Here is a 24701-nt window from a genome sequence, read left to right on the forward strand (position 1 = left end):
ACGGGTCCCTTCTAAGCGGGTACCAGCTCGAGCGGCAGCTGGTGGTAGCGGTGGATGATGTTGTTGATCGCCCAGGTGGGCTTGCCGGTCAGCTCGATGCGCTTCACCCGGGCGACGAGTTCGCGCAGGATCGCCTGAGATTCCAAGCGCGCCAGGCCCTGCCCGGCGCATCCGTGGACGCCATAGCCGAACCCCAAGTGTCGGTTGACGTCTCGAGTGATGTCGAACGTGTCTGGATCGTCCCACTCGCGCTCGTCGCGGTTGGCGGAGGCGTAGACGACGAGTACCCGCGACCCCCGCGGAAGCCGCACCCCGCCCACGTCGGCGTCGGCGACGGCCTTGCGGGAGAACGCCCGCAGCGGAGACTCCAGGCGCACGACCTCGTTGAGGGCGTTGGGTACCAACGCCGGATCCTGGCGCAGCATGTCCCACTGACCGGGGTGGGTGGCGAAGAGGTGCAGCGCCGAGCTGATGGCACTGATCGTGGTGTCCAGTGAGGGCGCGAGGTAGTCGATCATCAACGCCGAGCACTCCGACTGGGGAAGTGTCCCAGCGTCGGCGGCGCGCAGCACGTCCTCTCCCATGCTCCCGGCGAGCACGCTGCGGTCGCGAACCACGCGTCGGGAGAAGCGCAGCATCGAGATGGCGGCCGGCGTCGTGCGCAGCCACTGACGATTCAGGGGGCCCAGCGAGTCGAACGTCGCCCCGGCCCAGGCGAGCAGGTGCTCCCGCCCGTCCTCGGGCCATCCGACCAGGTCTGGCACGACCGCCATGGGCAGTGCCATGGCGAGGTCGCGCACACCGTCGACGTGGCGGCGGGTCACCGCGGCCTCGACGACGGTACGGGCCTTCGATTCGACGGTGTCGCTCATCGAGCGCAATGCCTTGGGGGTGAGCCGGTGGGCGAGCAGCTTGCGGCGCCGCTCGTGGTCGGTGCCGTCGCTGTTGAGGGTGGTTCCTCGCGACATCCGGTTGGTCACCGGGTTGAGCGCGACTCCGTGGCCGGAAGCAAAGGTGACGTCGTCACGCAACACCGCCTTGCACTCCGTGTAGCGCGGCAGCGCATAGACCCGCTGGCGGCTCAACCACACCACCGGTCCCAGCTCGCGCATCCGGGCGTAGTGCGGGTAGGGGTCGCGAATACCACTGCGAGAGAACATGTCCCGGCGGTACACCGGGGCGTGGGCGGCGTTGCCCATCAGACGTCCCTCCCTTGGTCGGCTGGTGCGGGTGACACCCACCAAACCAAAGAGTGACGATATCGTCAAGTATGACTAAATCTGGCAGCAGTGGCCGCGGTGTTCATTCCCCGTCGTCGAGCACCGAGAACGGCTCGGTCGGAATCTCCACCACCATCAGCTGAGCGGCCGAATCGGCCGGCACGACTGCCTCGGCCAAGGCAACCAACGCCCGCTCCGTGCCGACGTCGCGGCCAGCCCGCTCGGAGAGCAGCCAGCGGACCTCCAGCAGATCGCAGTACGCCTGAATCGCCGTGCCCCGTCGCCCGACGGCCGCGTGCGCTCGAGCCATCGTCGGTCGGACGAGCTCCATCACCCACAGTTGGGCGGCCGTCGGAAGGTCGACGTCATGGCCGGCCTCGCTGCACAACTGGGCCTGGTAGGCGTGCAGATCGCCGAGCAGGTGGGTCGCCTGACCCTCGCCCACGTCGATGCCGGCCAGCTCCCGCAACTGCGTGGCGTGGTAATTGCGATCTCCCACCGCAACTTTCAGCCGCAATTCGTCCGTGTTCGCCTCGGCATGGCTCAGTGACACTTCGTCGACGGCGAAGCCCATGTCGTTGAGTTTGCGAATGCGACTCTCCACCCGGTGCCGGTCGGCGTACCCGAGCACGGGTTCGTCGTGCAGCAGCGTCCACAGTCCCTCGTAGCGCAGTCGCAGGCTCAGCGCCTCCCCAATGAGTTGATCGCGCAACGTGGGCCCGCCGTCGATGCGGGCCGCGATGTCCATCAACCCGGCCGCGACGTTCTCGACCATCACGTCGACGTCGAGTTCTCGCTGGCCATTCGACAGATGCGAGTGCACCTCGCTGGTCTCCGCGTCGACCAACGACGCCTGCAGCACCTGACCGTCTCGCGAGAAGAGCGTGTTGGCCAGCGAGCAGTCACCCCAGAACACGCCGCGCCGGTGCAGTTCCACCAGCAGCGAGGCCATTCCGTCGAGCAGCCGGGACCGCTGTTTGGGCGCGTCGGGCGGCAGCCGGAGGAACAGCCGGCGATACTGCCACGACCCCTGCAGATACCGGGTCAGCAGGATGGCGGTGTCGAAGTCGGGCTGGTGGACCAGGCCTGCTCGGCGCACCGCGTTGAGATGCAACTCCTCGATGCGGCCCAACGCGTCGTACTCACGGACCGCGATGCGCGGTGGCAGCTCCTTGAGCGCCCACAGCGCACCGTCGCACTCGACGAACTTCACCAGGTGCCGGCTCGGGCCAACTGCCATGTCGCGCAACGGCACCTGGTCGGCGGTCCACTCGGCGAGCGGGCGTTCCCACGGAAGGCCCAGCAGGCCGGGGGACGGGGTCCGCAACCGCAACTCCGGCGCGGCCACGTCGTCCTACCTGGCGGCGGCGTGACGCCCGGATGCGTCCTCGGTGGCCTCGACCCGGGTCAGGTTGTCACCCGTGGCGGGGTCGAACAGGTGGATCCGCTCGGCGTCGAGCCACAGCGTCGCCTCGTCGCCGTTGCGCACCCGACTCAACGGGTCCAGCTCGACGCAGATCTGCGTGCGCATCTGTTCGCTGTCCAGCTCGCTCGCGAGTTCGGCCAGCTGCGAGACGATTTCGGCAGGCGCCTCGAACGGCACGAACGCGTACTGCTCGTTGCCCAGCCATTCCGTCACGTCGATGGTGACGTCGAAGGTGACACCGCGCGACTTCTTGCCCGCGTCGACGAATTCCGCGTCCTCGAACGCACCCGGACGAATGCCGGCGATGTAGATCTTCCCGTCGGTGACGGCGCCGCGCCATTCGTCGCGCAGCGGGATGCTGACGAAGGGCAGCTCGACGGTGTCACCGGAGATACGCGCGGGCACGAAGTTCATCGGGGGAGACCCGATGAACCCGGCCACGAACAGGTTGACCGGCTGGTCGTAGAGCTCCCTGGGGCTGGCGATCTGTTGCAGGACACCCTTCTTCAACACCGCCACGCGATCGCCGAGTGTCATGGCCTCGGTCTGGTCGTGGGTGACGTACACGGTGGTGACACCCAATCGACGCTGCAGGCGCAGGATTTCCGTGCGCATCTGCCCACGCAGCTTGGCGTCGAGATTGCTCAGCGGCTCGTCGAACAGGAACGCGTCGGCCTGTCGCACGATCGCGCGGCCCATCGCCACCCGCTGGCGCTGACCGCCGGACAGGTTGGCGGGCTTGCGGTCCAGGTGCTCGCCGAGTTCCAGGGTCGACGCGGCCTCGGAGACCAGTGTGCGAATCTCCTCCTCGGAGTGCTTGCTCGACAACCGAAGCGGAAAGGCGATGTTCTCGAACACCGTGAGGTGCGGGTAGAGCGCGTAGTTCTGGAAGACCATGGCCAGGTTGCGTTCACGCGGCGCCTTGTCGTTGACGCGGGTGTCGCCGATGATCATGTCCCCGGAGGTGATGTCCTCCAAGCCGACGATCATCCGCAGCAGCGTGGACTTCCCGCAGCCCGACGGGCCGACCAAGATCATGAACTCGCCGTCGGCGACCTCGATGCTGACGTCGTTGACGGCCGGAAAGCCGTCGCCGTACTTCTTCACGATGTTGCGCATGGTGATCGATGCCATGGTTATCCCTTCACTGCGCCGGAGGTGAGGCCGGCGACGATGCGGCGCTGAAAGACGAGGACGAGGATGACGACGGGGATCGTGACGATCACCGACGCCGCCATGATGTAGGGCACCGGTGACTCGAAGTACGAGGCGCCCTGGAAGAACGCCAATGCCGCCGGAACGGTGCGGGCGCTGTCGGTAGAGGTCAAGGAGATGGCGAACAGGAAGTCGTTCCAGCAGAAGAAGAACGTCAGGATCGCGGTGGTGAACACCCCGGGCGCCGCGAGCGGCACGATCACCTTGCGGAACGCCTGCCATGCGGTGGCGCCGTCGACTTGAGCGGCATGCTCCATCTCCCACGGAATCTGCCGGAAGAACGCCGACATCGTCCAAATCGACAGCGGCAATGCGAAGGTCAGGTACGGGATGATCAACCCCAGCCAGGTGTCGTAGATGCCCAGTCCGCGCCACATGTCGAACAACGGGCCGACCAGCGCCGCCTGCGGGAACATCGCGATGCCAAGCGCCAGCGACAACAGCACCTTCTTGCCGGGAAACTCCAGCCGCGCAATCGCATACGCCGCGAACATCGCGATCACCACCGAGATCAGGGTGGCGATCACGGCGATGCCGATCGAGTTGATCAGCGCCCGGGTGAACAGCGGGTTGGCGAAGATCTGCGCAAAGTTGTCCAGGGTGAACGTGCTCGGCAGGAATTGCGGTGTGCCCGACACGATGTCCGAGGGCGGCTTGAAGGCCAGACTGATCATCCACAGCAGCGGCACGAAGCTGTAGAGCACGATCACGATGCCGGCGACGGTCCACCACCGGGCGCTCTTGGCGCTGCTCACTGGTCACCCCTGACTTGCGAGAGATCGGTCTTGAACACCTTGATGAAGATCCATGCGATGGCGACGACGGTGATGAACAACAGCACCGAGATCGCCGACCCCATACCGAGATTGACCAATGTCACGTTCTGCCGATAGGCCAGGAACGAGATGGTCTCGGTGTTGTTGGCGCCGGCCGTCATGACGTACGGGTTGTCGAAGATGCGCCACGCGTCCAGCGTGCGGAACAGCAGGGCCACCATGATGGCGGCCTTCATGTTCGGCAACGTGATCTTCCACAGCCGCTGCCACGCCGTCGCCCCGTCGACCTTGGCGGCCTCCTGCATGTCCTCGGGCACCTGCACCAGCCCGGCCAGCAACAGCAGCGAGATGAACGGCGTCGTCTTCCAGATCTCCGACAGGCAGATGACGAAGATCGCCGACCACCGATTGCCGAACCAGTCGAAGTCGGTGAGGTTCAGCCACTGGTTGACGAAGCCGGAGTCGGTGGCGAAGGCGTAGCGCCAGATGAAGGCCGAGACCACCGTCACGATGCCGTAGGGAATCAGGATCGCGGTGCGCAGCGGGCCGCGACCCCGGATGATGCGCAGCATCACGAACGCGAAGCAGAACCCCAGTACCAGTTCGATCGCGACCGTGACGACGGTGATCGCCAGCGTCGTCACGAAGTCGTTCCACCACACCGGGTCGGTGAGGATGACACCGAAGTTGCTCAGCCCGACGAAGGTGCGCCCCTCCGGGTCGGTGAGCCGAAAGTTGTACAGCGACAACACCAGTGCGTAGCCGAGCGGGTAGGCGGTGACCAGCAGCATCACCACGTACGACGGCAGCGTCAGGTAGATGCCGAGGCGCCGCTCACCACGGACCCGCTCACTGGTGACCTTGTTGCCGGTCGTCGTCTTCTCGACGGGCCTGTCCTCGACCGCGGTCACAGCAGCCGCCTTCCCGCCAGTACGTCGGCGACGAATTGATCTGACTCCTTGGGTGTCTGCTCGGTCACCGACGCCGGCGGGTGCCACGTCTGGGTGATCGCCCCCGCGACGTCGGTGTAGTACGGCGTCACCGGGCGGGGGCCGCCCTCGCCGATCGACTCCCGGATCAGGTCCGCGTTGGCGTACTCGGCCCGGACCTTCGGATCGTCGTAGGACGCCGCGTACGGCGAGGCCTCACTCTCGTCGAGCATGTACTGGGTGGCCTTCGGCTCGGCGTTGATGCATTCGACCAGTGCGACGGCCTGATCCGGGTGCTTCGAATATGCGCCCACCCCGAGATTGGCGCCGCCCAGTGGGGGAGCGCTTGGACGGTCGGCGAACACCCGCGGGTAGCGAGCCCAACCGATGTCGTCGACGACGGCCTTGTCCAGCGTCCCCGCCTCGGCCGCGGTGCGGGCGGCGGCCAGCACGTAGGGCCAGTTCAGCATGAACATGCCCTGCCCGGACTGAAACGTCGCCCGGGCCTGCTCCTCGGCGGCGTTGGACAGGTCGACCGGCGCGGCGGTGGACCTCGCCAGGTTGCCGACGATCTCGGCGGCCTTCTCACCGGCGGGGCTCGCCAGCGTGGGTTTGGCGTTGCGACCCGCCTCGACGTCCTGGAGCACCTGCCCCCCGGCGGAGAGCACCAACGCGTTGATCCAGACCATGTAGCCCTCGTAGCGCTGACCCTGGGTGGAGATCTTCTTGCCCTGGCCCACAGCGGCTTTCAGCATGTCGTCCCAGGTGAACGTCGGACTGGTGGGGTCCACGCCTGCGGCGGCGGCCAGCGACTTGCGATACCACAGCAGCTGGGCATTGGACTTGTACGGCGCCCCGTAGAGTTTGTCCTCCCACATCCCCGTCTTCACCGGCGCGGGCAGCATCCCCGCGGTGAGCTTGCCGGTCTCCTCGGCGGTGTACGGCCGCAGGAAGCCGGCGTGGGAGAACTCCGCGGTGAACACCACGTCCAGGCTCAGGACGTCGATCGAGCTGTCACCGGCGGCCAGGCGTCGCACCATCTGCTCGCGCTGCGCGGTGGCGGTGCTGGGCAGCGATTCGATGCGCACGCGATAGGCGCCACCCGAGGCGTCGGCGCACTGCTGAGCGCGTGCCGCCGAGCCGCCGTTGTCCGGCAGGATGTACCACGTCAGCGTCGGGGGACCACCCTCACTCCCACAGCCGGACAACATGGTTGCCGCGACCATCGATGCGCTGGCCAGCGCGATTGCCCGTCGTATTGGTGAATGGGCGAACTGAATTCGTTTCATGCATCCTCGTCTGTCGAGCAGCAGCCGTCTCAACCTGCACACGAGTGTGGCACACCTCACAGGCGGTTTGGGCAGGTTGCCTATGCTGAACGGCGATGGTCGACGCCGACTCTCGAAAGCCGTTGCAGAAGTGAGACTCCGGACCGACTGCCGGTATGGGGTATCACCAGACCACCCACCGGGTAGTCCCCGACGGACGTTTGACACTCAATCCGAGGAGAGCCGTGACATCCGCCGAATCCTGGTGGCAGACCGCCGTCGTCTACCAGGTCTACATCCGCAGCTTCGCCGACGGAAGCGGTGACGGGGTCGGCGACATCGCCGGTCTGCGCGACCGTCTGCCGTACCTGGCGCAGCTCGGCGTCGACGCGATCTGGATCAACCCCTGGTACCCGTCCCCGCTGGCCGACGGTGGCTACGACGTCGCCGACTACCGCGACATCGAGCCGCTGTACGGAACGCTCGCCGAGGCCGACCTGGTGATCGCCGAGGCGCACGAGGCCGGCATCCGGGTGCTTCTCGACATCGTGCCCAACCACAGCTCGGACCACCACCAGTGGTTCGTCGCGGCCCTGGCGGGTGATCCAAAGGCACGCCAGCGCTACCACTTTCGCCCAGGGCGGGGCCCCGACGGCGAACAGCCGCCCAACGACTGGCAGAGCGTCTTCGGCGGGCCCGCCTGGACCAGGCTGCCCGACGGCCAGTGGTACCTGCACCTTTTCGCGCCCGGTCAACCCGACTTCAACTGGGAGAACCCGGAGGTGCGCGCGGAATTCGAGGACGTCCTGGCGTTCTGGTTCGACAAGGGCGTCGACGGCTTCCGCATCGACGTCGCCCACGGGTTGGTGAAGGCCGACGGGTTGCCCGACGGCGGCCCCGGCCACGACGCCGCACCGACGTTGGTTCAGCACAACGAGTCTCACCCCGCATGGGACCAAGACGGCGTGCACGAGATCTACCGCGGATGGCGCAAGGTCGCGAACCGCTATGCCCCCGAGCGCATCTTCATCGCCGAGGCGTGGGTGCCCAACAACGAGCGGCTGGCTCGCTATCTGCGCCCGGACGAGCTGCAGACCGCGTTCCAATTCGACTTCCTCCGTGCGCCGTGGCGGGCGGAGATCCTGCGGACCGTCGTCGACGACGCCGTCACCGAGGCGGCTTCCGTCGGCGCCCCGCCAACCTGGGTGCTGTCCAACCACGACGTCACCCGCACCGTCACCCGGTACGCGCGGTCCCAACCCGACCACCTCATCGAGACCGACTGGGAGCGCACCCGTTGGGCCGAGGAACCCGCCGACTACGAGACGGGACTGCGCCGTGCCCGGGCTGCCGCGTTGCTGCAGCTGGCCCTGCCGGGGACGGCCTACGTCTACCAAGGCGAGGAGCTCGGCCTCGAGGAGGTCGAGGACCTGCCGAACGACGTGCGCGAAGACCCCATCTGGGAACAGTCCGGCCACACCGACGTCGGTCGCGACGGCTGCCGCGTGCCGCTGCCGTGGTCGGGTGACGCTGCGCCCTACGGATTCTCGACCGGCGCCACGACCTGGCTGCCGCAGCCGTCGAACTGGGGGTCGCGCACGGCCGCCGCGCAAGACCTCGACCCGGATTCGACGCTCAACCTGTACCGCCGCGCGCTGTCGGTGCGGGCGGCGACGTGGGTCGACGCGGGGGAGCTGGAATGGATCGAGACCGCGCCCGAGGTGGCCGCGTTTCGGCGGGGTGACGCTCAATGCTGGGTCAACACCGGGACTGCACCGGTGAACCTGCCGGTCGGGGCCGAGGTGATGCTGGCGTCGGTGGCGGGCATCTCCACCACACTGCCGTCGGACGCGACGGCGTGGCTGAGCGCCCCGGGTTCCTGACTAGCTGGTGGCCCACTGCCTCTGTTCGGGGAAGAGATGCTGGGCGGCGGTGACGACGTGATGGTTGCGGTGGCGCACCGCGTCGAGTTCGGTGACCGTCTCGACCACGGGGGCCACCGGCGGGAGCGGTGTCGGCTCAGGGGCGGCCGTCACTGCGCCCGGCTGGGGCATGGCGCGCTCGATGCCGAGAACGTCGCCGATCTCGGCCCAACTGATCCCCGCGTCGTGTGCTGCCAGCGCCGCCACCTGCACGGCGTGCGACGCGGATTGCAGGTTCTTGCACTCGCGCTTCCACTTGGCATTGCGCCTCGCGGCGTCGAGCGTGGCCTGCGCATCGACCAGACGATCCAGCTCCGGGCTGGTTCGAGACGACGAGCGGACTTCCGTGTTCGCCTCGCGACGACGGCCCCTGAAACTGTTCATGTGTTTGCCGATCCCCCAATCAGTGAACCAATGATTACAGCCCCCGACCACAACTGCAATGCGGAAAGTATTACGTGTTACCAGCGAAAAACGCGATCGAACGTCGAATCTGGACGAGCCAGCATCGTGGGATTCGACAAATCCGTGCGTGAGCTGTGAGTAGCTGGCGGGCCGTGTTCCCAGCGTTTGCCCAGGTTCGGGGCGTCGCCGAACGCCGATCTTGAGTCGCCACATACCCGGCGGCGGCCGGCGTTTTGGCTGATCGGCAAGGGGCGCGGTATTCTTCGACACGTTCCACCGAAGACCGTCGGTCACCGAGTAATCGGTTGAAGGTCCCGGCAACGCCTGTTGTTCTTCGCGCAAGCGGCTCATCAGGATCCGGGCGGCCCACGCAGGAGGACGAGGCACCATCGTTGGCTAGCGTCAACGGATCTCCACGCCCCGGCCGCACTGCGCCCGGGGCGTTCGTCGTTTCTGGGGTCTTCCCTAGTTTGACCGAACCCAACTGAGATAGGAGGCATGCATGGCCAAAGCAGAAAAGGCCACCGCGGTTGCCGACATCGCCGAGCAGTTCAAGGAGGCGACCGCCACGGTCGTCACCGAGTATCGCGGCCTTTCCGTGGCCAACCTTGCGAATCTGCGCAAGTCGCTCGGAAACGGCGCGACCTACTCGGTCGCCAAGAACACCCTGGTCAAGCGCGCGGCGTCTGAGGCAGGTGTAACCGGTCTCGACGATCTGTTCACCGGCCCGACCGCCATCGCGTTCATCAAGGGTGAGCCCGTCGATGCCGCCAAGGCAATCAAGACGTTCGCCAAGGACAACAAGGCCCTGATCATCAAGGGCGGCTACATGGACGGCAAGGCGCTGTCCGTGGACGAGGTCAACCGCATCGCGGACCTCGAGTCGCGCGAGGTGCTGCTGGCCAAGCTGGCCGGCGCGATGAAGGCCAAGACCAGCCAGGCCGCGGCGCTCTTCGCTGCCCCGGCGTCGCAGGTCGCCCGTCTCGTCTTCGCGCTGCAGGAGAAGAGGGAGGCCACCGAAGGTGCCCCCGCCGCTCCCGCCGCCGAGGCCGCGGACGACGCAGCAGCAGAAGCACCGGCAGACGCCGAATAACCACCACCCACAGAACCACGCAAGAAATCTAGGAAGGACCACACCATGGCCAAGCTCAGCACTGAAGACCTGCTCGACGCGTTCAAGGAACTGACCCTGTTGGAGCTCTCGGAGTTCGTCAAGGCCTTCGAGGAGACCTTCGACGTCACCGCCGCCGCTCCCGTCGCCGTTGCCGCCGCCCCCGGCGCAGCCGCCCCGGCCGAGGCTGCCGAGGAGCAGTCCGAATTCGACGTCATCCTCGAGGGTGCCGGCGAGAAGAAGATCGGCGTCATCAAGGTCGTCCGTGAGATCGTCTCGGGCCTGGGCCTCAAGGAGGCCAAGGACCTCGTCGACGGCGCCCCCAAGCCGCTGCTCGAGAAGGTCAACAAGGATCAGGCTGACGACGCCAAGGCCAAGCTCGAGGCCGCTGGCGCCACCGTCACCGTCAAGTAGTACTGACTGCAGAAACCGCCCGGGATCCTCGCGATCCCGGGCGGTTTCGTCGTCTCCGAGGCCCTTCGAGCAAACGTCGGCACCGTGGGAGTGTGTACCCAAAGGCCGGCAAAGCCGAGGGCGCCCAGAGTCGGTGCGCTACAGTGACTCAAGCCACAGGCGGGCATGTCTGTTTGGCGAGCAAAAGCACTGGCGGAAGGGTCGCGCGTGGGCATCGGTATTCAGGTTGAGGGATTGACGAAGTCCTTCGGGCCCCAGCGAATTTGGGAGGACGTCACCTTCGATCTGCCCGCAGGTGAAGTCAGCGTGCTGCTGGGCCCGTCCGGTACCGGCAAGTCGGTGTTCCTAAAGTCGCTGATCGGTCTGCTGCGTCCGGAGCGCGGCAAGATCATCGTCGACGGCACCAACATCATCGAGTGCTCGGCCAAGGAGCTCTACGAGATCCGCACCCTGTTCGGGGTGATGTTCCAGGACGGCGCGCTGTTCGGCTCGATGAGCCTGTACGACAACACCGCCTTCCCGCTTCGTGAGCACACGAAGAAGAAGGAATCCGAGATCCGTCAGATCGTGATGGAGAAGCTCGACCTGGTCGGTCTGACCGGCGACGAGGGCAAGTTCCCCGGTGAGATCTCCGGCGGTATGCGCAAGCGCGCCGGCCTGGCCCGCTCGCTGGTGCTGGACCCGCAGATCATCCTCTGCGACGAGCCCGACTCCGGCCTCGATCCCGTGCGTACGGCGTACCTGTCGCAGCTGTTGATCGACATCAACGCCCAGATCGACTGCACCATCCTCATCGTCACGCACAACATCAACATCGCCCGCACGGTGCCCGACAACATGGGCATGCTCTTCCGCAAGCATCTGGTGATGTTCGGCCCGCGTGAGGTGCTGCTGACCTCCGACGAGCCGGTGGTCAAGCAGTTCCTCAACGGTCGCCGGATCGGGCCGATCGGCATGTCCGAGGAGAAGGACGAGTCGACGATGGCCGAGGAGCAGGCCATGATCGACGCCGGTCACCACGACGGTGGCACCGAGGAGATCGAAGGTGTGCCGCCGCAGGTGAACGCGACTCCCGGCATGCCCGAGCGCAAGGCCGTCGGTCGTCGTCAGGCGCGGGTGCGCGAGATCATGCACACCCTGCCGCCAGCGGCGCAGGAAGCCATCCGCGCCGACCTCGACGGCACCAACGCCCACAACTACAACGGCGACGACGCCACCACGCGCAATCGCAGCACCGAAGAAGAGGCCCCCACGGCCTCGATCCCCGTCTCGAAGGAGTGACGCTCCCCGGTCCCGGCGGCCGGAGAACCCGCGACCTACTCGACCGTTCTGCCGACGTGGTCGACGGCTACCTGGACGTCATGGGCGACGCGCTGGTCCCGCAGACGACCGGCCAACGCATGATGGGATCGTCGGTACTGCCGTTGATCTACGAACGGCTCTGGCGTCCCGTGTTGTTCTTGGGCTTCACCGCCCGCAACACCGCGCAGGAGGACCGACGCAAGCTGCGGCTGCTCGACGTGCGGCCGGGTGACACCGTCCTCGACGTCGCCTGCGGACCGGGAAACACCACCCGCACCCTGGTCGACGTCGTCGGGCTCGACGGGCTCGTGGTCGGGGTGGACAGTTCGGCGACGATGCTCGCCCAGGCCGTTCGCGACACGGCACCGGACAGCCCCGTGGGTTACGTGCGGGCCGACGCCGTCGACCTGCCGTTCGCCGACGGAACGTTCGACGCGATCAGTTGCTACGGCGCTCTCTACCTGATGGATGATCCGTTCGGCGCACTGCAAGAGATGGTCCGCTTGCTTGCGCCCGGCGGCCGCATCGCCGTGCTCACCACCTGCGCCAGGGGACCGGCGCCGGTGCGGCGAGTCGGCGTCACCGCGTCACGATGGGCGCCGGTGCGACTCTTCGACGTCGACGACGTGACCGGTGTCCTGCGCCAGGCGGGACTGGTCGAGGTGACCCGCGACGTGTCGGCCGTCTCGCAGACCGTGAGCGGGCGGCGTCCGGACGACCGATGATCGGCGGAATCTGACGCCGGCGATGTTTTTTCGGTCGAATGTCGGGGCGGTCGGTTACATTCCGTCGGTGGGAACGAATCGCTGGTTGCGAGGGGTATGGGTCGTAGCCGCGGGGGTGGGGATCGCGCTCAGTGCGAGCCACGGCGTCGCGGCCGCCGCCGACTCGGATTCTGCGGGCGGCGGCTCTGAATCGTCGTCCTCCGCGTCGGCGTCGGGGGCTTCATCGGGCACGTCGTCGAGTGAGCAGTCCGCTTCGGGTGCCGAGGCGACGACGGCCGCGGTCGACGACAGCGAGGCATCCACTGTGTCCAAAGGCGTTGCGGCGAGCCCTAATTCGACTCCGGCCAAGGATGGTGGCGCGCCGACGAGCACGGTGAGTGCATCGACGGTGACCGTTCACGCGGACGAGACGCCCAAGGCCATCCCCGCCGTCACGGCGCCCGATCCAGAGCCGGCCGAGGTCGTGGAGTCCGTCACGGACGCCGAGCCAGCGAAGGGCGAGTCCGTGAAGGCCGTCGACGAACCCGAGCCCGCGGCCCCGAAGAACGCCACGGCCCCGAAGAGCAATGCGGCGCCGAGGAACGCTGTGGCCAACGACCCGTCCGCTACTGTCACCGTCGCCAAGGACGTCGCGGCCGTGACCAGTCTGGCCGCTCCCGTCGCCCCGCGGCCCCAGCCCGGCCCCATCGCCACCGTGGTGATCAGTCTGCTGTCGGCCTTCGGCCTGCTTCCCCCCGTCGCGCCCGTTCCCGTCGACGTCACCGGCATTCCGTCGACGCCGACACCCGGCACCTCGAACGTCAACGGGGTGACCGGGGTCAAGGTCGGCAGCTCCAACCTGTCGATCCCGGTCGGCACCGGCACGTACACCGGCGCGGTCGACTGGTACTTCCCGACCCAGGCCGACGGCACCGTGCGGGCCCAGGGAGTCATGCTGCTGCAGCACGGCTTCCTCGGGTCGAAGTCCTGGTACTCCGCGCTGGCCCAGGACCTCGCTCAGCGCACCAACAGTGTCGTCGTCGTCCCCAACATCCCGTCCTTCGGCTTCTTCACCTGCGCCGGCTGCACGCTGAGCAGCCCGGCGATGCAGCAGGGAGTCGCCGACCTCTTCATCGACCCGAACCGCACAGCCCTCACCGCCAGCGCCGAGGCCGCGGGGTACCACGGCGCGCTGCCGGGCAAGTTCATTCTGACCGGGCACTCGGCCGGTGGGGGACTGGCCGCGGCGGCGGGGGGCTTCTATGCGGACGCGGTCAAGCCCGAGGACGACGACCTGCTCGGCGTGGTGATGTACGACGGTGTGTCGTCCAACGGCACGTTCGCCGCAGCGGTGACGAGCCTCGACGGTCGGGGCATTCCGATCTATCAGATCGCGGCACCCCCGCAGCCGTGGAACGCCAACGGGCAGACCACCGACGACCTGGTGTCCGCGCAGCAGCCCGGTCAGTTCGTCGGCGTGGTCCTGGCCAACGGCTCGCACGTCGACTCCTTGATCGGTGGCTCGCCGATCGTCGACTTCTTCAGCCAGCTCTTCATCAAGCCGTCCCCGCCGGGAAACACCCAGGCCGTCTACACGCTCGCCACCGGCTGGATCAACGACGTCTACGCCGGTCTCGGGCCGAATGACGGCAAGTCCGGCATCTACGGGGACCCCGATCAGTACCTCGTACTCGGGCCGGCGGTCGGCATCGTGCTCGGGCGGCGCCCGGAGTTGCTAGATCGGGCGTCGGTGAAGGGCGTAGATGGACGGATCGCGGTGACTTCACAGCCTGCGGGTGCCCGTGAACTTTCCTCCACAATCCGCGTGTGAACTCTTGACGGAAAGGCGAAACCGGGCCAGTCTGTTGGTCAGCATGTACTCGAGGGTTGAGAAAGTTCCAGTCGCCAGCCAGCGCCGGAGCACATACCATGCCGTGGTTGAGGAATGCGCCGTTCTGCGCTAGTGTTGGACGTTGCGCTGGCTGCATCCTGCCCACCCTCATCCGCCCTGCTCGTCACCGTCCTAGCCTGAGCCCTGCTCAGTGACCTAGTGGTGTGCCTCTGGGCCGAGATTCAGGCTTGAGAACGCCAGCCGAACCTAACGCAGATAACGCGGCAAGGGTCCGGTCTTCGGCCGGCAACCCGATCGTCGCATCCGGTGCTGGAAGGATGCATCTTGGCAGTCTCTCGCCAGAGCAAGTCAGTAGAAAACCCCAACAACTCCGTTCCTGGAGCACCTAACAGAGTTTCCTTCGCAAAGCTTCGCGAGCCGCTCGAGGTTCCCGGTCTGCTCGACGTGCAGACGGACTCCTTCGAATGGCTGATCGGTTCCGACAGCTGGCGTGAGAAGGCTCTCGAGCGCGGCGAGGTCAACCCCGTCGGCGGACTCGAAGAGGTCCTCACGGAGTTGTCGCCGATCGAGGACTTCGCGGGCACGCTCTCGCTGAGCTTCTCCGATCCGCGGTTCGACGAGGTCAAGGCACCCGTCGACGACTGCAAGGAGAAGGATCAGACCTACGCGGCGCCGCTGTTCGTCACCGCGGAGTTCATCAACAACACCACCGGCGAGATCAAGAGCCAGACCGTCTTCATGGGCGACTTCCCCATGATGACCGAGAAGGGCACCTTCATCATCAACGGCACCGAGCGTGTCGTCGTGTCCCAGCTGGTGCGCTCGCCCGGCGTCTACTTCGACAAGTCGAAGGACAAGGCCACCGAGAACGACCTGACGAGCGTCAAGGTCATCCCGGGCCGCGGCGCCTGGCTCGAGTTCGACGTCGACAAGCGCGCCACCGTCGGCGTGCGCATCGACCGCAAGCGCCGCCAGCCGGTCACCGTGCTGCTGAAGGCACTCGGCTGGACCAGCGAGCAGATCACCGAGCGCTTCGGCTTCTCCGAGATCATGATGTCGACCCTCGAGAAGGACAGCACCGCCGGTCCCGACGAGGCGCTGCTGGACATCTACCGCAAGCTGCGCCCGGGCGAGCCGCCCACCAAGGAATCCGCGCAGACCCTGCTGGAGAACCTGTTCTTCAAGGAGAAGCGCTACGACCTGGCCCGCGTCGGCCGCTACAAGGTCAACAAGAAGCTGGGCCTGAACGTGGGCCAGCCGATCACGTCCTCGACGCTGAACGAAGAGGACATCGTCGCCACCATCGAGTACTTGGTGCGCCTGCACGAGGGCCAGACCACGATGACCGCCCCCGGCGGCGTCGAGGTTCCCGTCGAGGTCGACGACATCGACCACTTCGGCAACCGTCGTCTGCGTACGGTCGGCGAGCTGATCCAGAATCAGATCCGCGTCGGCCTGTCCCGCATGGAGCGCGTCGTCCGTGAGCGGATGACGACTCAGGACGTCGAGGCCATCACGCCGCAGACCTTGATCAACATCCGTCCCGTCGTGGCGGCGATCAAGGAGTTCTTCGGAACCTCGCAGCTGTCGCAGTTCATGGACCAGAACAACCCGCTGTCGGGTCTGACCCACAAGCGCCGCCTGTCGGCGCTGGGCCCGGGCGGTCTGTCCCGTGAGCGTGCCGGCCTCGAAGTTCGTGACGTGCACTCCAGCCACTACGGCCGCATGTGCCCGATCGAGACCCCGGAAGGCCCGAACATCGGCCTGATTGGTTCGCTGTCGGTGTACGCGCGGGTCAACCCGTTCGGCTTCATCGAGACCCCGTACCGCAAGGTCGTCGACGGCGTCGTCACCGACGAGATCAACCACCTCACCGCCGACGAAGAGGACCGCTACGTCGTAGCGCAGGCCAACTCGCCGATCGACGAGAACAACCGGTTCACCGAGGAGAAGATCCTCGTCCGTCGTAAGGGTGGCGAGGTCGAGAACGTCTCGCCGATGGACGTGGACTACATGGACGTCTCGCCGCGCCAGATGGTGTCGGTGGCCACGGCCATGATCCCGTTCCTCGAGCACGACGACGCCAACCGCGCCCTCATGGGTGCCAACATGCAGCGCCAGGCGGTTCCGCTGGTGCGCAGCGAGGCGCCTCTGGTCGGTACCGGCATGGAGCTCCGTGCCGCCATCGACGCGGGTGACGTCATCGTCGCCAGCAAGGCCGGTGTCATCGAAGAGGTGTCCGCCGACTACATCACCGTGATGGCAGACGACGGCACCCGGCACACCTACCGGATGCGCAAGTTCGCCCGCTCCAACCACGGCACGTGCGCCAACCAGCGCCCGATCGTGGACAGCGGTCAGCGGGTCGAGGCCGGCCAGGTCCTCGCCGACGGACCCTGCACCGAGAACGGTGAAATGGCCCTCGGCAAGAACCTGCTCGTGGCGATCATGCCGTGGGAAGGCCACAACTACGAGGACGCCATCATCCTCTCGCAGCGCCTGGTCGAGGAGGACGTCCTGACGTCCATCCACATCGAGGAGCACGAGATCGACGCCCGCGACACCAAGCTGGGCGCCGAGGAGATCACCCGGGACATCCCGAACGTCTCCGACGAGGTGCTGGCCGATCTCGACGAGCGCGGCATCATCCGCATCGGTGCCGAGGTCCGCGACGGCGACATCCTGGTCGGCAAGGTCACCCCCAAGGGCGAGACCGAGCTGACCCCGGAAGAGCGCCTGCTGCGTGCCATCTTCGGTGAGAAGGCCCGCGAGGTTCGCGACACCTCCCTGAAGGTGCCGCACGGCGAGTCCGGCAAGGTCATCGGCGTTCGGATGTTCTCCCGCGAAGAGGACGACGAGCTGCCCGCCGGCGTCAACGAGCTGGTCCGCGTCTACGTGGCCCAGAAGCGCAAGATCTCCGACGGCGACAAGCTCGCCGGACGCCACGGCAACAAGGGCGTCATCGGCAAGATCCTGCCGATCGAGGACATGCCGTTCATGCCGGACGGCACGCCGGTCGACATCATCCTGAACACGCACGGTGTGCCGCGACGGATGAACATCGGCCAGATCCTCGAGACGCACCTGGGCTGGGTTGCCAAGGCAGGCTGGAACATTCAGGTGGCCGGCGGCGAAGACGCCGAGCTGCCCGAGTGGGCCGCGAACCTGCCCGACGAGCTGCTCTCGGCTCCGGCCGACAGCATCGTCTCCACGCCCGTCTTCGACGGTGCGCGGGAGAACGAGCTCGAGGGTCTGCTCGGTGCCACGCTGCCCAACCGCGACGGTGACGTCATGGTCAACGCCGAGGGCAAGTCGCAGTTGTTCGACGGACGCAGTGGCGAACCGTTCCCGTACCCGGTGACGGTCGGCTACATGTACATCCTGAAGCTGCACCACTTGGTGGACGACAAGATCCACGCTCGCTCGACCGGTCCGTACTCGATGATCACCCAGCAGCCGCTCGGTGGTAAGGCGCAGTTCGGTGGTCAGCGATTCGGTGAGATGGAGTGCTGGGCCATGCAGGCCTACGGCGCGGCGTACACGCTGCAGGAGCTCCTGACCATCAAGTCCGACGACACGGTCGGTCGCGTGAAGGTCTACGAGGCAATCGTCAAGGGCGAGAACATCCCCGAACCCGGTATTCCGGAGTCGTTCAAGGTGTTGCTCAAGGAGCTCCAGTCGCTGTGCCTCAACGTGGAGGTGCTCTCCTCGGAGGGTCACGCCATCGAGATGCGCGACAGCGACGACGAGGACCTGGAGCGCGCAGCCGCGAACCTGGGAATCAACTTGTCCCGCAACGAATCGCCGTCGGTCGAGGATCTTGCGTAACCGCTTTTTCGGGGACTCCGCGTCCCGCGATGTGATTGATAGTCATCTAGTCCCGCAAGGGGAAAGGGAGTTACGTGCTCGACGTCAACTTCTTCGATGAACTCCGCATTGGCCTTGCCACTGCGGACGACATCCGCAACTGGTCCTACGGCGAAGTCAAGAAGCCGGAGACCATCAACTACCGCACGCTCAAGCCAGAGAAGGACGGCCTGTTCTGCGAGAAGATCTTCGGACCGACTCGCGACTGGGAGTGCTACTGCGGCAAGTACAAGCGCGTGCGCTTCAAGGGCATCGTCTGTGAGCGCTGCGGCGTCGAGGTGACTCGCGCCAAGGTGCGACGTGAGCGGATGGGCCACATCGAACTGGCCGCACCGGTCACGCACATCTGGTACTTCAAGGGTGTGCCCAGCCGTCTGGGCTACCTGCTCGACCTGGCTCCGAAGGATCTCGAGAAGATCATCTACTTCGCGGCCTACGTCATCACCTCGGTGGACGACGAGCAGCGCCACAACGACCTGTCGACGCTCGAGGCCGAAATGGTCGTCGAGAAGAAGGCCGTCGAGACGCAGCGTGACGCCGACCTGGAGGAGCGCGCGCAGAAGCTCGAAGCCGACATGGCCGAGCTGGAGAAGGACGGCGCCAAGTCCGACGTCCGTCGCAAGGTCCGTGACGGCGGCGAGCGCGAAATGCGTCAGCTCCGCGACCGGGCCCAGCGCGAGCTGGACCGCCTCGACGAGGTGTGGACCACGTTCACCAAGCTGGCTCCCAAGCAGCTCATCGTCGACGAGGTGCTCTACCGCGAGCTCATCGACCGGTACGGCGAGTACTTCCAGGGCGCCATGGGCGCGGAGTCGATCAAGAAGCTCATCGAGACCTTCGACATCGACGCCGAGGCCGAGAGCCTGCGCGACACCATCAAGAACGGCAAGGGCCAGAAGAAGCTTCGCGCCCTCAAGCGTCTGAAGGTCGTCGCGGCGTTCCAGATGAACCGCAACTCGCCCATGGGCATGGTGCTCGACGCCGTTCCGGTGATCCCGCCGGAGCTGCGCCCGATGGTTCAGCTCGACGGTGGCCGGTTCGCCACCTCCGACCTGAACGACCTGTACCGCCGCGTGATCAACCGCAACAACCGGTTGAAGCGACTGATCGATCTCGGTGCACCCGAGATCATCGTCAACAACGAGAAGCGCATGCTTCAGGAGTCCGTCGACGCACTGTTCGACAACGGACGTCGTGGCCGCCCCGTCACCGGGCCGGGCAACCGTCCGCTGAAGTCGCTGTCGGATCTGTTGAAGGGCAAGCAGGGTCGGTTCCGTCAGAACCTGCTCGGCAAGCGCGTCGACTACTCCGGCCGTTCGGTCATCGTCGTCGGCCCGCAGCTCAAGCTGCACCAGTGCGGTCTGCCGAAGCTCATGGCACTCGAGCTGTTCAAGCCGTTCGTGATGAAGCGTCTGGTCGACCTGAACCACGCGCAGAACATCAAGAGCGCCAAGCGGATGGTGGAGCGTCAGCGCCCGCAGGTGTGGGACGTCCTCGAAGAGGTCATCTCCGAGCACCCCGTGCTGCTGAACCGCGCACCAACGCTGCACCGCCTGGGCATCCAGGCCTTCGAGCCGCAGTTGGTCGAGGGCAAGGCCATTCAGCTGCACCCGCTGGTGTGTGAGGCGTTCAACGCCGACTTCGACGGTGACCAGATGGCAGTTCACCTGCCGCTGTCCGCCGAGGCGCAGGCCGAGGCGCGCATCCTGATGCTGTCGTCGAACAACATCCTCTCGCCCGCGTCGGGACGTCCGCTGGCCATGCCCCGTCTGGACATGGTGACCGGTCTGTTCTTCCTGACCACCGAGATCGACGGGGACCTCGGCGAGGCCACCCCGGCGGCGACCGACCAGGCCGAGACGGGCGTGTACAGCTCGCCCGCCGAGGCGCAGATGGCCGTCGACCGTGGCGCCCTGAGCGTGCGGGCCAAGATCAAGGTCCGGTTGACGCACCTGCGTCCGCCGGCCGACGTCGAAGCCGCTCAGTTCCCCGACGGCTGGAAGATGGGGGACGCCTGGTTGGCGGACACCACCTTGGGTCGCGTGCTCTTCAACGAGCTTCTGCCGCGCGGATATCCGTTCGTCAACAAGCAGATGCACAAGAAGGTCCAGGCGTCGATCATCAACGATCTCGCCGAGCGCTACCCGATGATCGTCGTCGCGCAGACCGTCGACAAGCTCAAGGACGCCGGTTTCCACTGGGCCACTCGCTCGGGTGTCACCGTGTCCATGGCCGACGTGCTGGTGCCGCCGAACAAGGCACAGATCCTCGACGGTTACGAGCAGCAGGCCGACGCCATCGAGCGCAAGTACCAGCGTGGTCTGCTCGAGAAGGTCGAGCGGACCGACGCGTTGGTCAAGATCTGGAAGGAAGCCACGGAAGAGGTCGGTAACGCACTGCGTGACCACTACCCGGCGTCCAACTCGATCATTCAGCTGATCGACTCCGGTGCCACCGGTACGTTCAACCAGACGCGAACACTGGCCGGCATGAAGGGCCTGGTGACGAACCCGAAGGGTGAGTTCATCCCGCGCCCGATCAAGTCGTCCTTCCGTGAGGGCCTGACCGTGTTGGAGTACTTCATCAACACGCACAGCGCCCGAAAGGGTCTGGCCGACACCGCCCTTCGTACGGCGGACTCGGGTTACCTGACCCGTCGTCTGGTCGACGTGTCGCAGGACGTCATCGTGCGCGAGCACGATTGCCAGACCGAGCGCGGCATCATGACCACGATCGCCGAGGTCGAGGCCGACGGCACCCTGACCCGCGACGCGCACGTCGAGACCTCGACGTACGCGCGGACGCTGGCCGTGGATGCGGTCGACGCCAACGGCAACGTGATCGTCGAGCGTGGACACGATCTGGGCGACCCGGCGATCGACGCACTGTTGGCCGCGGGCATCACCGAGGTCAAGGTGCGTTCGGTGCTGACCTGCATGACGGGCACCGGCGTCTGCGCCACGTGCTACGGCCGCTCGATGGCCACCGGCAAGCTGGTCGACATCGGTGAGGCCGTCGGCATCGTCGCCGCACAGTCGATCGGTGAGCCCGGCACGCAGCTGACCATGCGTACGTTCAAGCAGGAGGGCGGCGTCGGTGAGGACATCACCGGTGGTCTTCCTCGCGTGCAGGAGCTGTTCGAGGCCCGCGTGCCTCGCAACACCGCTCCGATCGCGGACGTCACCGGCCGGATCAGCATCGAAGTGGGCGAGAAGTTCTACAAGATGACGATCGTGCCGGACGACGGTGGCGAGGAAGTCGTCTACGACAAGCTCACCCGTCGTCAGCGCCTGAAGGTGTTCAAGCACGAGGACGGCTCGGAGCGTCTCCTGGCCGACGGTGACCACGTGGAGGTGGGCCAGCAGCTGATGGAAGGCTCGGCCAACCCGCACGAGGTGCTGCGCGTCCAGGGCCCCCGCGAGGTGCAGATCCACCTCGTCAAGGAGGTCCAGGAGGTCTACCGCGCTCAGGGTGTGTCGATCCACGACAAGCACATCGAGGTGATCGTCCGGCAGATGCTGCGTCGCGTCACGGTGATCGATTCGGGCGCAACGGAATTCCTGCCCGGTTCGTTGACCGAGCGTGCGGAGTTCGAATCGGCCAACCGTCGCGTGGTGGCAGAGGGCCTCGAGCCCGCCGCCGGGCGTCCGGTGCTGATGGGCATCACGAAGGCCTCGCTTGCGACCGATTCCTGGTTGTCGGCGGCGTCGTTCCAGGAGACCACGCGAGTGCTGACCGATGCGGCGATCAACTGCCGCAGCGACCGGCTCAACGGTCTGAAGGAGAACGTGATCATCGGCAAGCTGATCCCGGCCGGTACGGGTATCGCCCGCTACCGGGACATCCAGGTGCAGCCCACCGAGGAAGCCCGCGCCGCGGCGTACACGATCCCGTCCTACGAGGATCAGTACTACAGCCCCGACTTCGGTCAGGGTGCCGGCCAGGCCGTGCCGCTGGACGATTACGGATTCAGCGACTACCGCTAGTCACTGTGTGAAAGGGCCCCGGCTTCGGCCGGGGCCCTTTTGCGTCCCAGTCTCCGTTTGCCGCGAGCAGTCGCAAAGATGCGCGACACGCCGCTGATGTCGGCAGGTTTGCGACTGCTCGGCCATCCACAGTGGCGAGTTGATCCCCAAATTGCCGAGGTGCTCTGTCGCTTCGACGATTGGCACGTCAGCATCGAACGATGGACCTCGACGAGGTATTTGGCGCGCGCAGCGGTCTGGCCACGACGGCTGATCTCGCGTCATCCCTGAACGCCAGGACGTTGGCGCTCTACGTAGAGGCTGGGGCGATCGTTCGGGTGTGTCACGGCGTCTACGCACTGAGACCGCCTGATCTCGAAGGTCGGCTCGCTGCATTCGACTTGATGACCGGCCGACAGCTCGTCGCATGCATGAACACGGCGGCAGCGCTGTATGGCTTCGACATCGAGAATGACGACCGCGTCCATGTCGTGGATCCGGGAATTCGCATGCGCCCCAACGCCTCGGTGATGGTGCACCAGCGGGTGGGAGGGCCATTGCGCAGGGTGGGTAGCCGATTGGCGACGGCACCGGCCTGGACCGCAGTCGAGATGGCAAGGACTTTGCGCCCACCTCGCGCTCTCGCCGTTCTCGACGCTGCGCTGCGCTCCGGCACATGTACGGTCGCGGACCTTCGCGTTGCGATTGCGCGGCAAGGGGGCCGACGCGGAATCGTTCGCGCGAGGGACCTCTTGGAGCACGCCGACGGTCGTGCCGAGTCTCCGATGGAGAGCGAAGCGCGGTTGGTCTTCATCGACGGCGGGTTGCCGCTGCCCGAATTGCAAAGCGAGATCGTCGACCGCGGCGGCGCGCTCTGGCGGGCCGACTTCCTCTGGTCGGCAAGCAAGTTGGTTGCCGAGTACGACAGCATGCAGTGGCACGCGTCGCCTGAGGCCCTGCGACACGACAGGATGAAGACCGCGCGCTTGCAAGAATGCGGCTATCGCGTCGTTCCTTTGGTCGTGGACGACGTTCGTCGATGGCCAGGGGAACTGGTGGCGCGGATCGCAAGCCACCTGTCGGCCGCCTAATTCCTCGGCGAGCAGCCGCAAAGTTGCGGTGGCAGTCGGCGTGTCGCGCACTTTTGCGTCTGCTCGCGGGGTGGTGGGGGTGCCGCAGGTATGGAGGGGGTGGGGGGCGCGGGGGAGGGGGCTAGTGGCCGGCGGGGACGGCGTCGGCCGGCATGGCGCACGACGCCCGCGTCACCAGTGAGACGGGCAGCACCGTGCGTCGTCGCATCTTGCGGTCGGGGTCGTCGAGGCGGTCGAAGAGGCGCTGCACGGCGAAGCGCCCCATCTCGTCACCGTCCTGGTTGATCACCGTGATCGCCGGGCGCAAGGCCGCGGCGGTGGGAAAGTCGCCGAAGCCGATGACCGCCACGTCGGTGCGGCCCAAGGCCTGCAGCGCCGACACCACCGACACCGTGCAGCGGGCGTTGGAGGAGAACACCGCCGTCGGCGGGTCGGGCTCGGCCAGGATTCGGCGCAGCGCGGCGGTGACGCTGTCGGAGTCAACGTCGCCGAGGTGGACGAGTCCGTCGGGCAGGGACAGACCCGCGTCGACCAGTGCCTCGCGGCACCCCCGCAGGCGAAGGACTCCCGTGACGACGTCGTCGCCGATGAAGGCGACCGCACGGTGCCCATGCTCGACCAGATGCGCCGCCGCCTGTCGCCCGCCGCCCACGTCGTCCTGAACGACGGCGTCAGCCACGAGCTTGCCCGGCATGCGGTCGACGAACACCAGCGGAGCGCGCGCCTGCCAGGGTCGCAGGAACGACATGTCGGGGCCGACGGGACAGATGATCATGCCGGCGACCCGGCGGTGCAGCAGCGCCTCGATCGACTGCTGTTCGTGCGACGGCTCCCACCCCACGCTGGTCACGATCACGGCGACGCCGCGGCGGCTCGCTTCGCGCTCGACCGCGCTGATGATGCCGGCGAAGAACGGGTCTGCAACACCGGGCACCGCCACTCCGATGGCCGCGTCCCGGCCGGTGCGAAACGTCACCGCCAGCATGTTCGGGACGTACTTGAGTTCCTCGATCGCCTGCTCGACGCGCTGCCGCACCTCGGTGGACACGTAGCGGTCGTTGTTGACCACGCGGGACACGGTTTTCGCGCTCACGCCAGCGCGCGTTGCCACGTCGCGCATCGTCGCCATGTGCCGTCCTCCCGGTTCGGGTCGGCACAGTATGTCATCGATGTCAGACAAAGCGCGTTCGTTTTTCTGACACCGGTGACATGGCGCTTGAAAGAGCGTACCGTC

18 protein-coding genes are annotated in these 24701 nt (G+C 66.5%); 9 read left to right on the forward strand and 9 right to left on the reverse strand.

Annotated features, from left to right (window positions below):
* Nucleotides 1-11 precede the first annotated feature (11 nt).
* The 6 genes from H7K45_RS13470 to H7K45_RS13495 all read right to left on the reverse strand — a co-directional run bounded on the left by H7K45_RS13470 (nucleotide 12) and on the right by H7K45_RS13495 (nucleotide 6855).
* Nucleotides 12-1199, reverse strand: a complete 1188-nt coding sequence (locus tag H7K45_RS13470; protein ID WP_263996304.1) for a cytochrome P450 — start codon at nucleotides 1197-1199, stop codon at nucleotides 12-14.
* Between the two features lie 103 nt (nucleotides 1200-1302).
* On the reverse strand, nucleotides 1303-2568 hold the full coding sequence (locus H7K45_RS13475; protein ID WP_263996305.1) for a DUF4032 domain-containing protein: 1266 nt from the start codon (nucleotides 2566-2568) through the stop codon (nucleotides 1303-1305).
* Nucleotides 2569-2574: 6 nt separating this feature from the next.
* A complete protein-coding gene (locus H7K45_RS13480; protein WP_263996306.1) occupies nucleotides 2575-3780 on the reverse strand; it encodes an ABC transporter ATP-binding protein in 1206 nt (401 codons plus the stop codon).
* A gap of 2 nt (nucleotides 3781-3782) precedes the next feature.
* Entirely contained in the window at nucleotides 3783-4616 is an 834-nt protein-coding gene (locus H7K45_RS13485) for a carbohydrate ABC transporter permease (protein ID WP_263996307.1), read from the reverse strand.
* Nucleotides 4613-5548, reverse strand: a complete 936-nt coding sequence (locus tag H7K45_RS13490; protein ID WP_263996308.1) for a carbohydrate ABC transporter permease — start codon at nucleotides 5546-5548, stop codon at nucleotides 4613-4615. The genes H7K45_RS13485 and H7K45_RS13490 overlap by 4 nt, the downstream gene beginning before the upstream one ends.
* On the reverse strand, nucleotides 5545-6855 hold the full coding sequence (locus H7K45_RS13495) for an extracellular solute-binding protein (RefSeq protein WP_263996309.1): 1311 nt from the start codon (nucleotides 6853-6855) through the stop codon (nucleotides 5545-5547). Before H7K45_RS13495 ends, H7K45_RS13490 begins: the two co-directional genes overlap by 4 nt.
* A gap of 224 nt (nucleotides 6856-7079) precedes the next feature.
* Between H7K45_RS13495 and H7K45_RS13500 the strand changes: the two genes are divergently transcribed.
* On the forward strand, nucleotides 7080-8717 hold the full coding sequence (locus H7K45_RS13500) for a glycoside hydrolase family 13 protein (protein WP_263996310.1): 1638 nt from the start codon (nucleotides 7080-7082) through the stop codon (nucleotides 8715-8717).
* Here the strand turns inward: H7K45_RS13500 and H7K45_RS13505 are convergent, their stop codons facing one another.
* Complete coding sequence (locus H7K45_RS13505) at nucleotides 8718-9512, reverse strand: hypothetical protein (RefSeq protein ID WP_263996311.1); 795 nt, start codon at nucleotides 9510-9512, stop codon at nucleotides 8718-8720.
* Nucleotides 9513-9663: 151 nt separating this feature from the next.
* Between H7K45_RS13505 and rplJ the strand changes: the two genes are divergently transcribed.
* From rplJ to H7K45_RS13525, 4 genes are all read left to right on the forward strand, one after another.
* Nucleotides 9664-10254, forward strand: a complete 591-nt coding sequence (gene rplJ, locus H7K45_RS13510; protein ID WP_263996312.1) for a 50S ribosomal protein L10 — start codon at nucleotides 9664-9666, stop codon at nucleotides 10252-10254.
* Nucleotides 10255-10299: 45 nt separating this feature from the next.
* Complete coding sequence (gene rplL / locus H7K45_RS13515; RefSeq protein ID WP_263996313.1) at nucleotides 10300-10686, forward strand: 50S ribosomal protein L7/L12; 387 nt, start codon at nucleotides 10300-10302, stop codon at nucleotides 10684-10686.
* 207 nt (nucleotides 10687-10893) lie between these two features.
* On the forward strand, nucleotides 10894-11967 hold the full coding sequence (locus H7K45_RS13520) for an ABC transporter ATP-binding protein (RefSeq protein ID WP_263996314.1): 1074 nt from the start codon (nucleotides 10894-10896) through the stop codon (nucleotides 11965-11967).
* Nucleotides 11964-12713, forward strand: coding sequence for a methyltransferase domain-containing protein (locus H7K45_RS13525; protein ID WP_263996315.1), 750 nt, complete (start codon nucleotides 11964-11966; stop codon nucleotides 12711-12713). Before H7K45_RS13520 ends, H7K45_RS13525 begins: the two co-directional genes overlap by 4 nt.
* Before the next feature lie 54 nt (nucleotides 12714-12767).
* Here the strand turns inward: H7K45_RS13525 and H7K45_RS13530 are convergent, their stop codons facing one another.
* Nucleotides 12768-13016, reverse strand: a complete 249-nt coding sequence (locus H7K45_RS13530) for a hypothetical protein (protein WP_263996316.1) — start codon at nucleotides 13014-13016, stop codon at nucleotides 12768-12770.
* Between the two features lie 85 nt (nucleotides 13017-13101).
* Between H7K45_RS13530 and H7K45_RS31505 the strand changes: the two genes are divergently transcribed.
* The 4 genes from H7K45_RS31505 to H7K45_RS13550 all read left to right on the forward strand — a co-directional run bounded on the left by H7K45_RS31505 (nucleotide 13102) and on the right by H7K45_RS13550 (nucleotide 23467).
* Entirely contained in the window at nucleotides 13102-14523 is a 1422-nt protein-coding gene (locus H7K45_RS31505) for an alpha/beta fold hydrolase (protein WP_263996317.1), read from the forward strand.
* 345 nt (nucleotides 14524-14868) lie between these two features.
* Complete coding sequence (gene rpoB, locus H7K45_RS13540; protein WP_372512536.1) at nucleotides 14869-18372, forward strand: DNA-directed RNA polymerase subunit beta; 3504 nt, start codon at nucleotides 14869-14871, stop codon at nucleotides 18370-18372.
* 74 nt (nucleotides 18373-18446) lie between these two features.
* Nucleotides 18447-22397 (forward strand): DNA-directed RNA polymerase subunit beta', encoded by a 3951-nt coding sequence (locus H7K45_RS13545; RefSeq protein WP_263996319.1) that lies wholly within the window; start codon nucleotides 18447-18449, stop codon nucleotides 22395-22397.
* 200 nt (nucleotides 22398-22597) lie between these two features.
* Nucleotides 22598-23467 carry a type IV toxin-antitoxin system AbiEi family antitoxin domain-containing protein gene (locus tag H7K45_RS13550; RefSeq protein ID WP_263996320.1) on the forward strand — a complete coding sequence of 290 codons (870 nt, stop codon included), beginning with the start codon at nucleotides 22598-22600 and terminating at the stop codon, nucleotides 23465-23467.
* 121 nt (nucleotides 23468-23588) lie between these two features.
* On the opposite strand, the gene H7K45_RS13555 is transcribed toward H7K45_RS13550, so the two are convergent.
* Nucleotides 23589-24596, reverse strand: coding sequence for a LacI family DNA-binding transcriptional regulator (locus H7K45_RS13555; protein ID WP_263996321.1), 1008 nt, complete (start codon nucleotides 24594-24596; stop codon nucleotides 23589-23591).
* Nucleotides 24597-24701 lie beyond the last annotated feature (105 nt).

Origin of the sequence: Mycobacterium yunnanensis (genome assembly GCF_025823185.1) — a bacterium.
Taxonomy (GTDB): Bacteria; Actinomycetota; Actinomycetes; order Mycobacteriales; family Mycobacteriaceae; genus Mycobacterium; species Mycobacterium yunnanensis.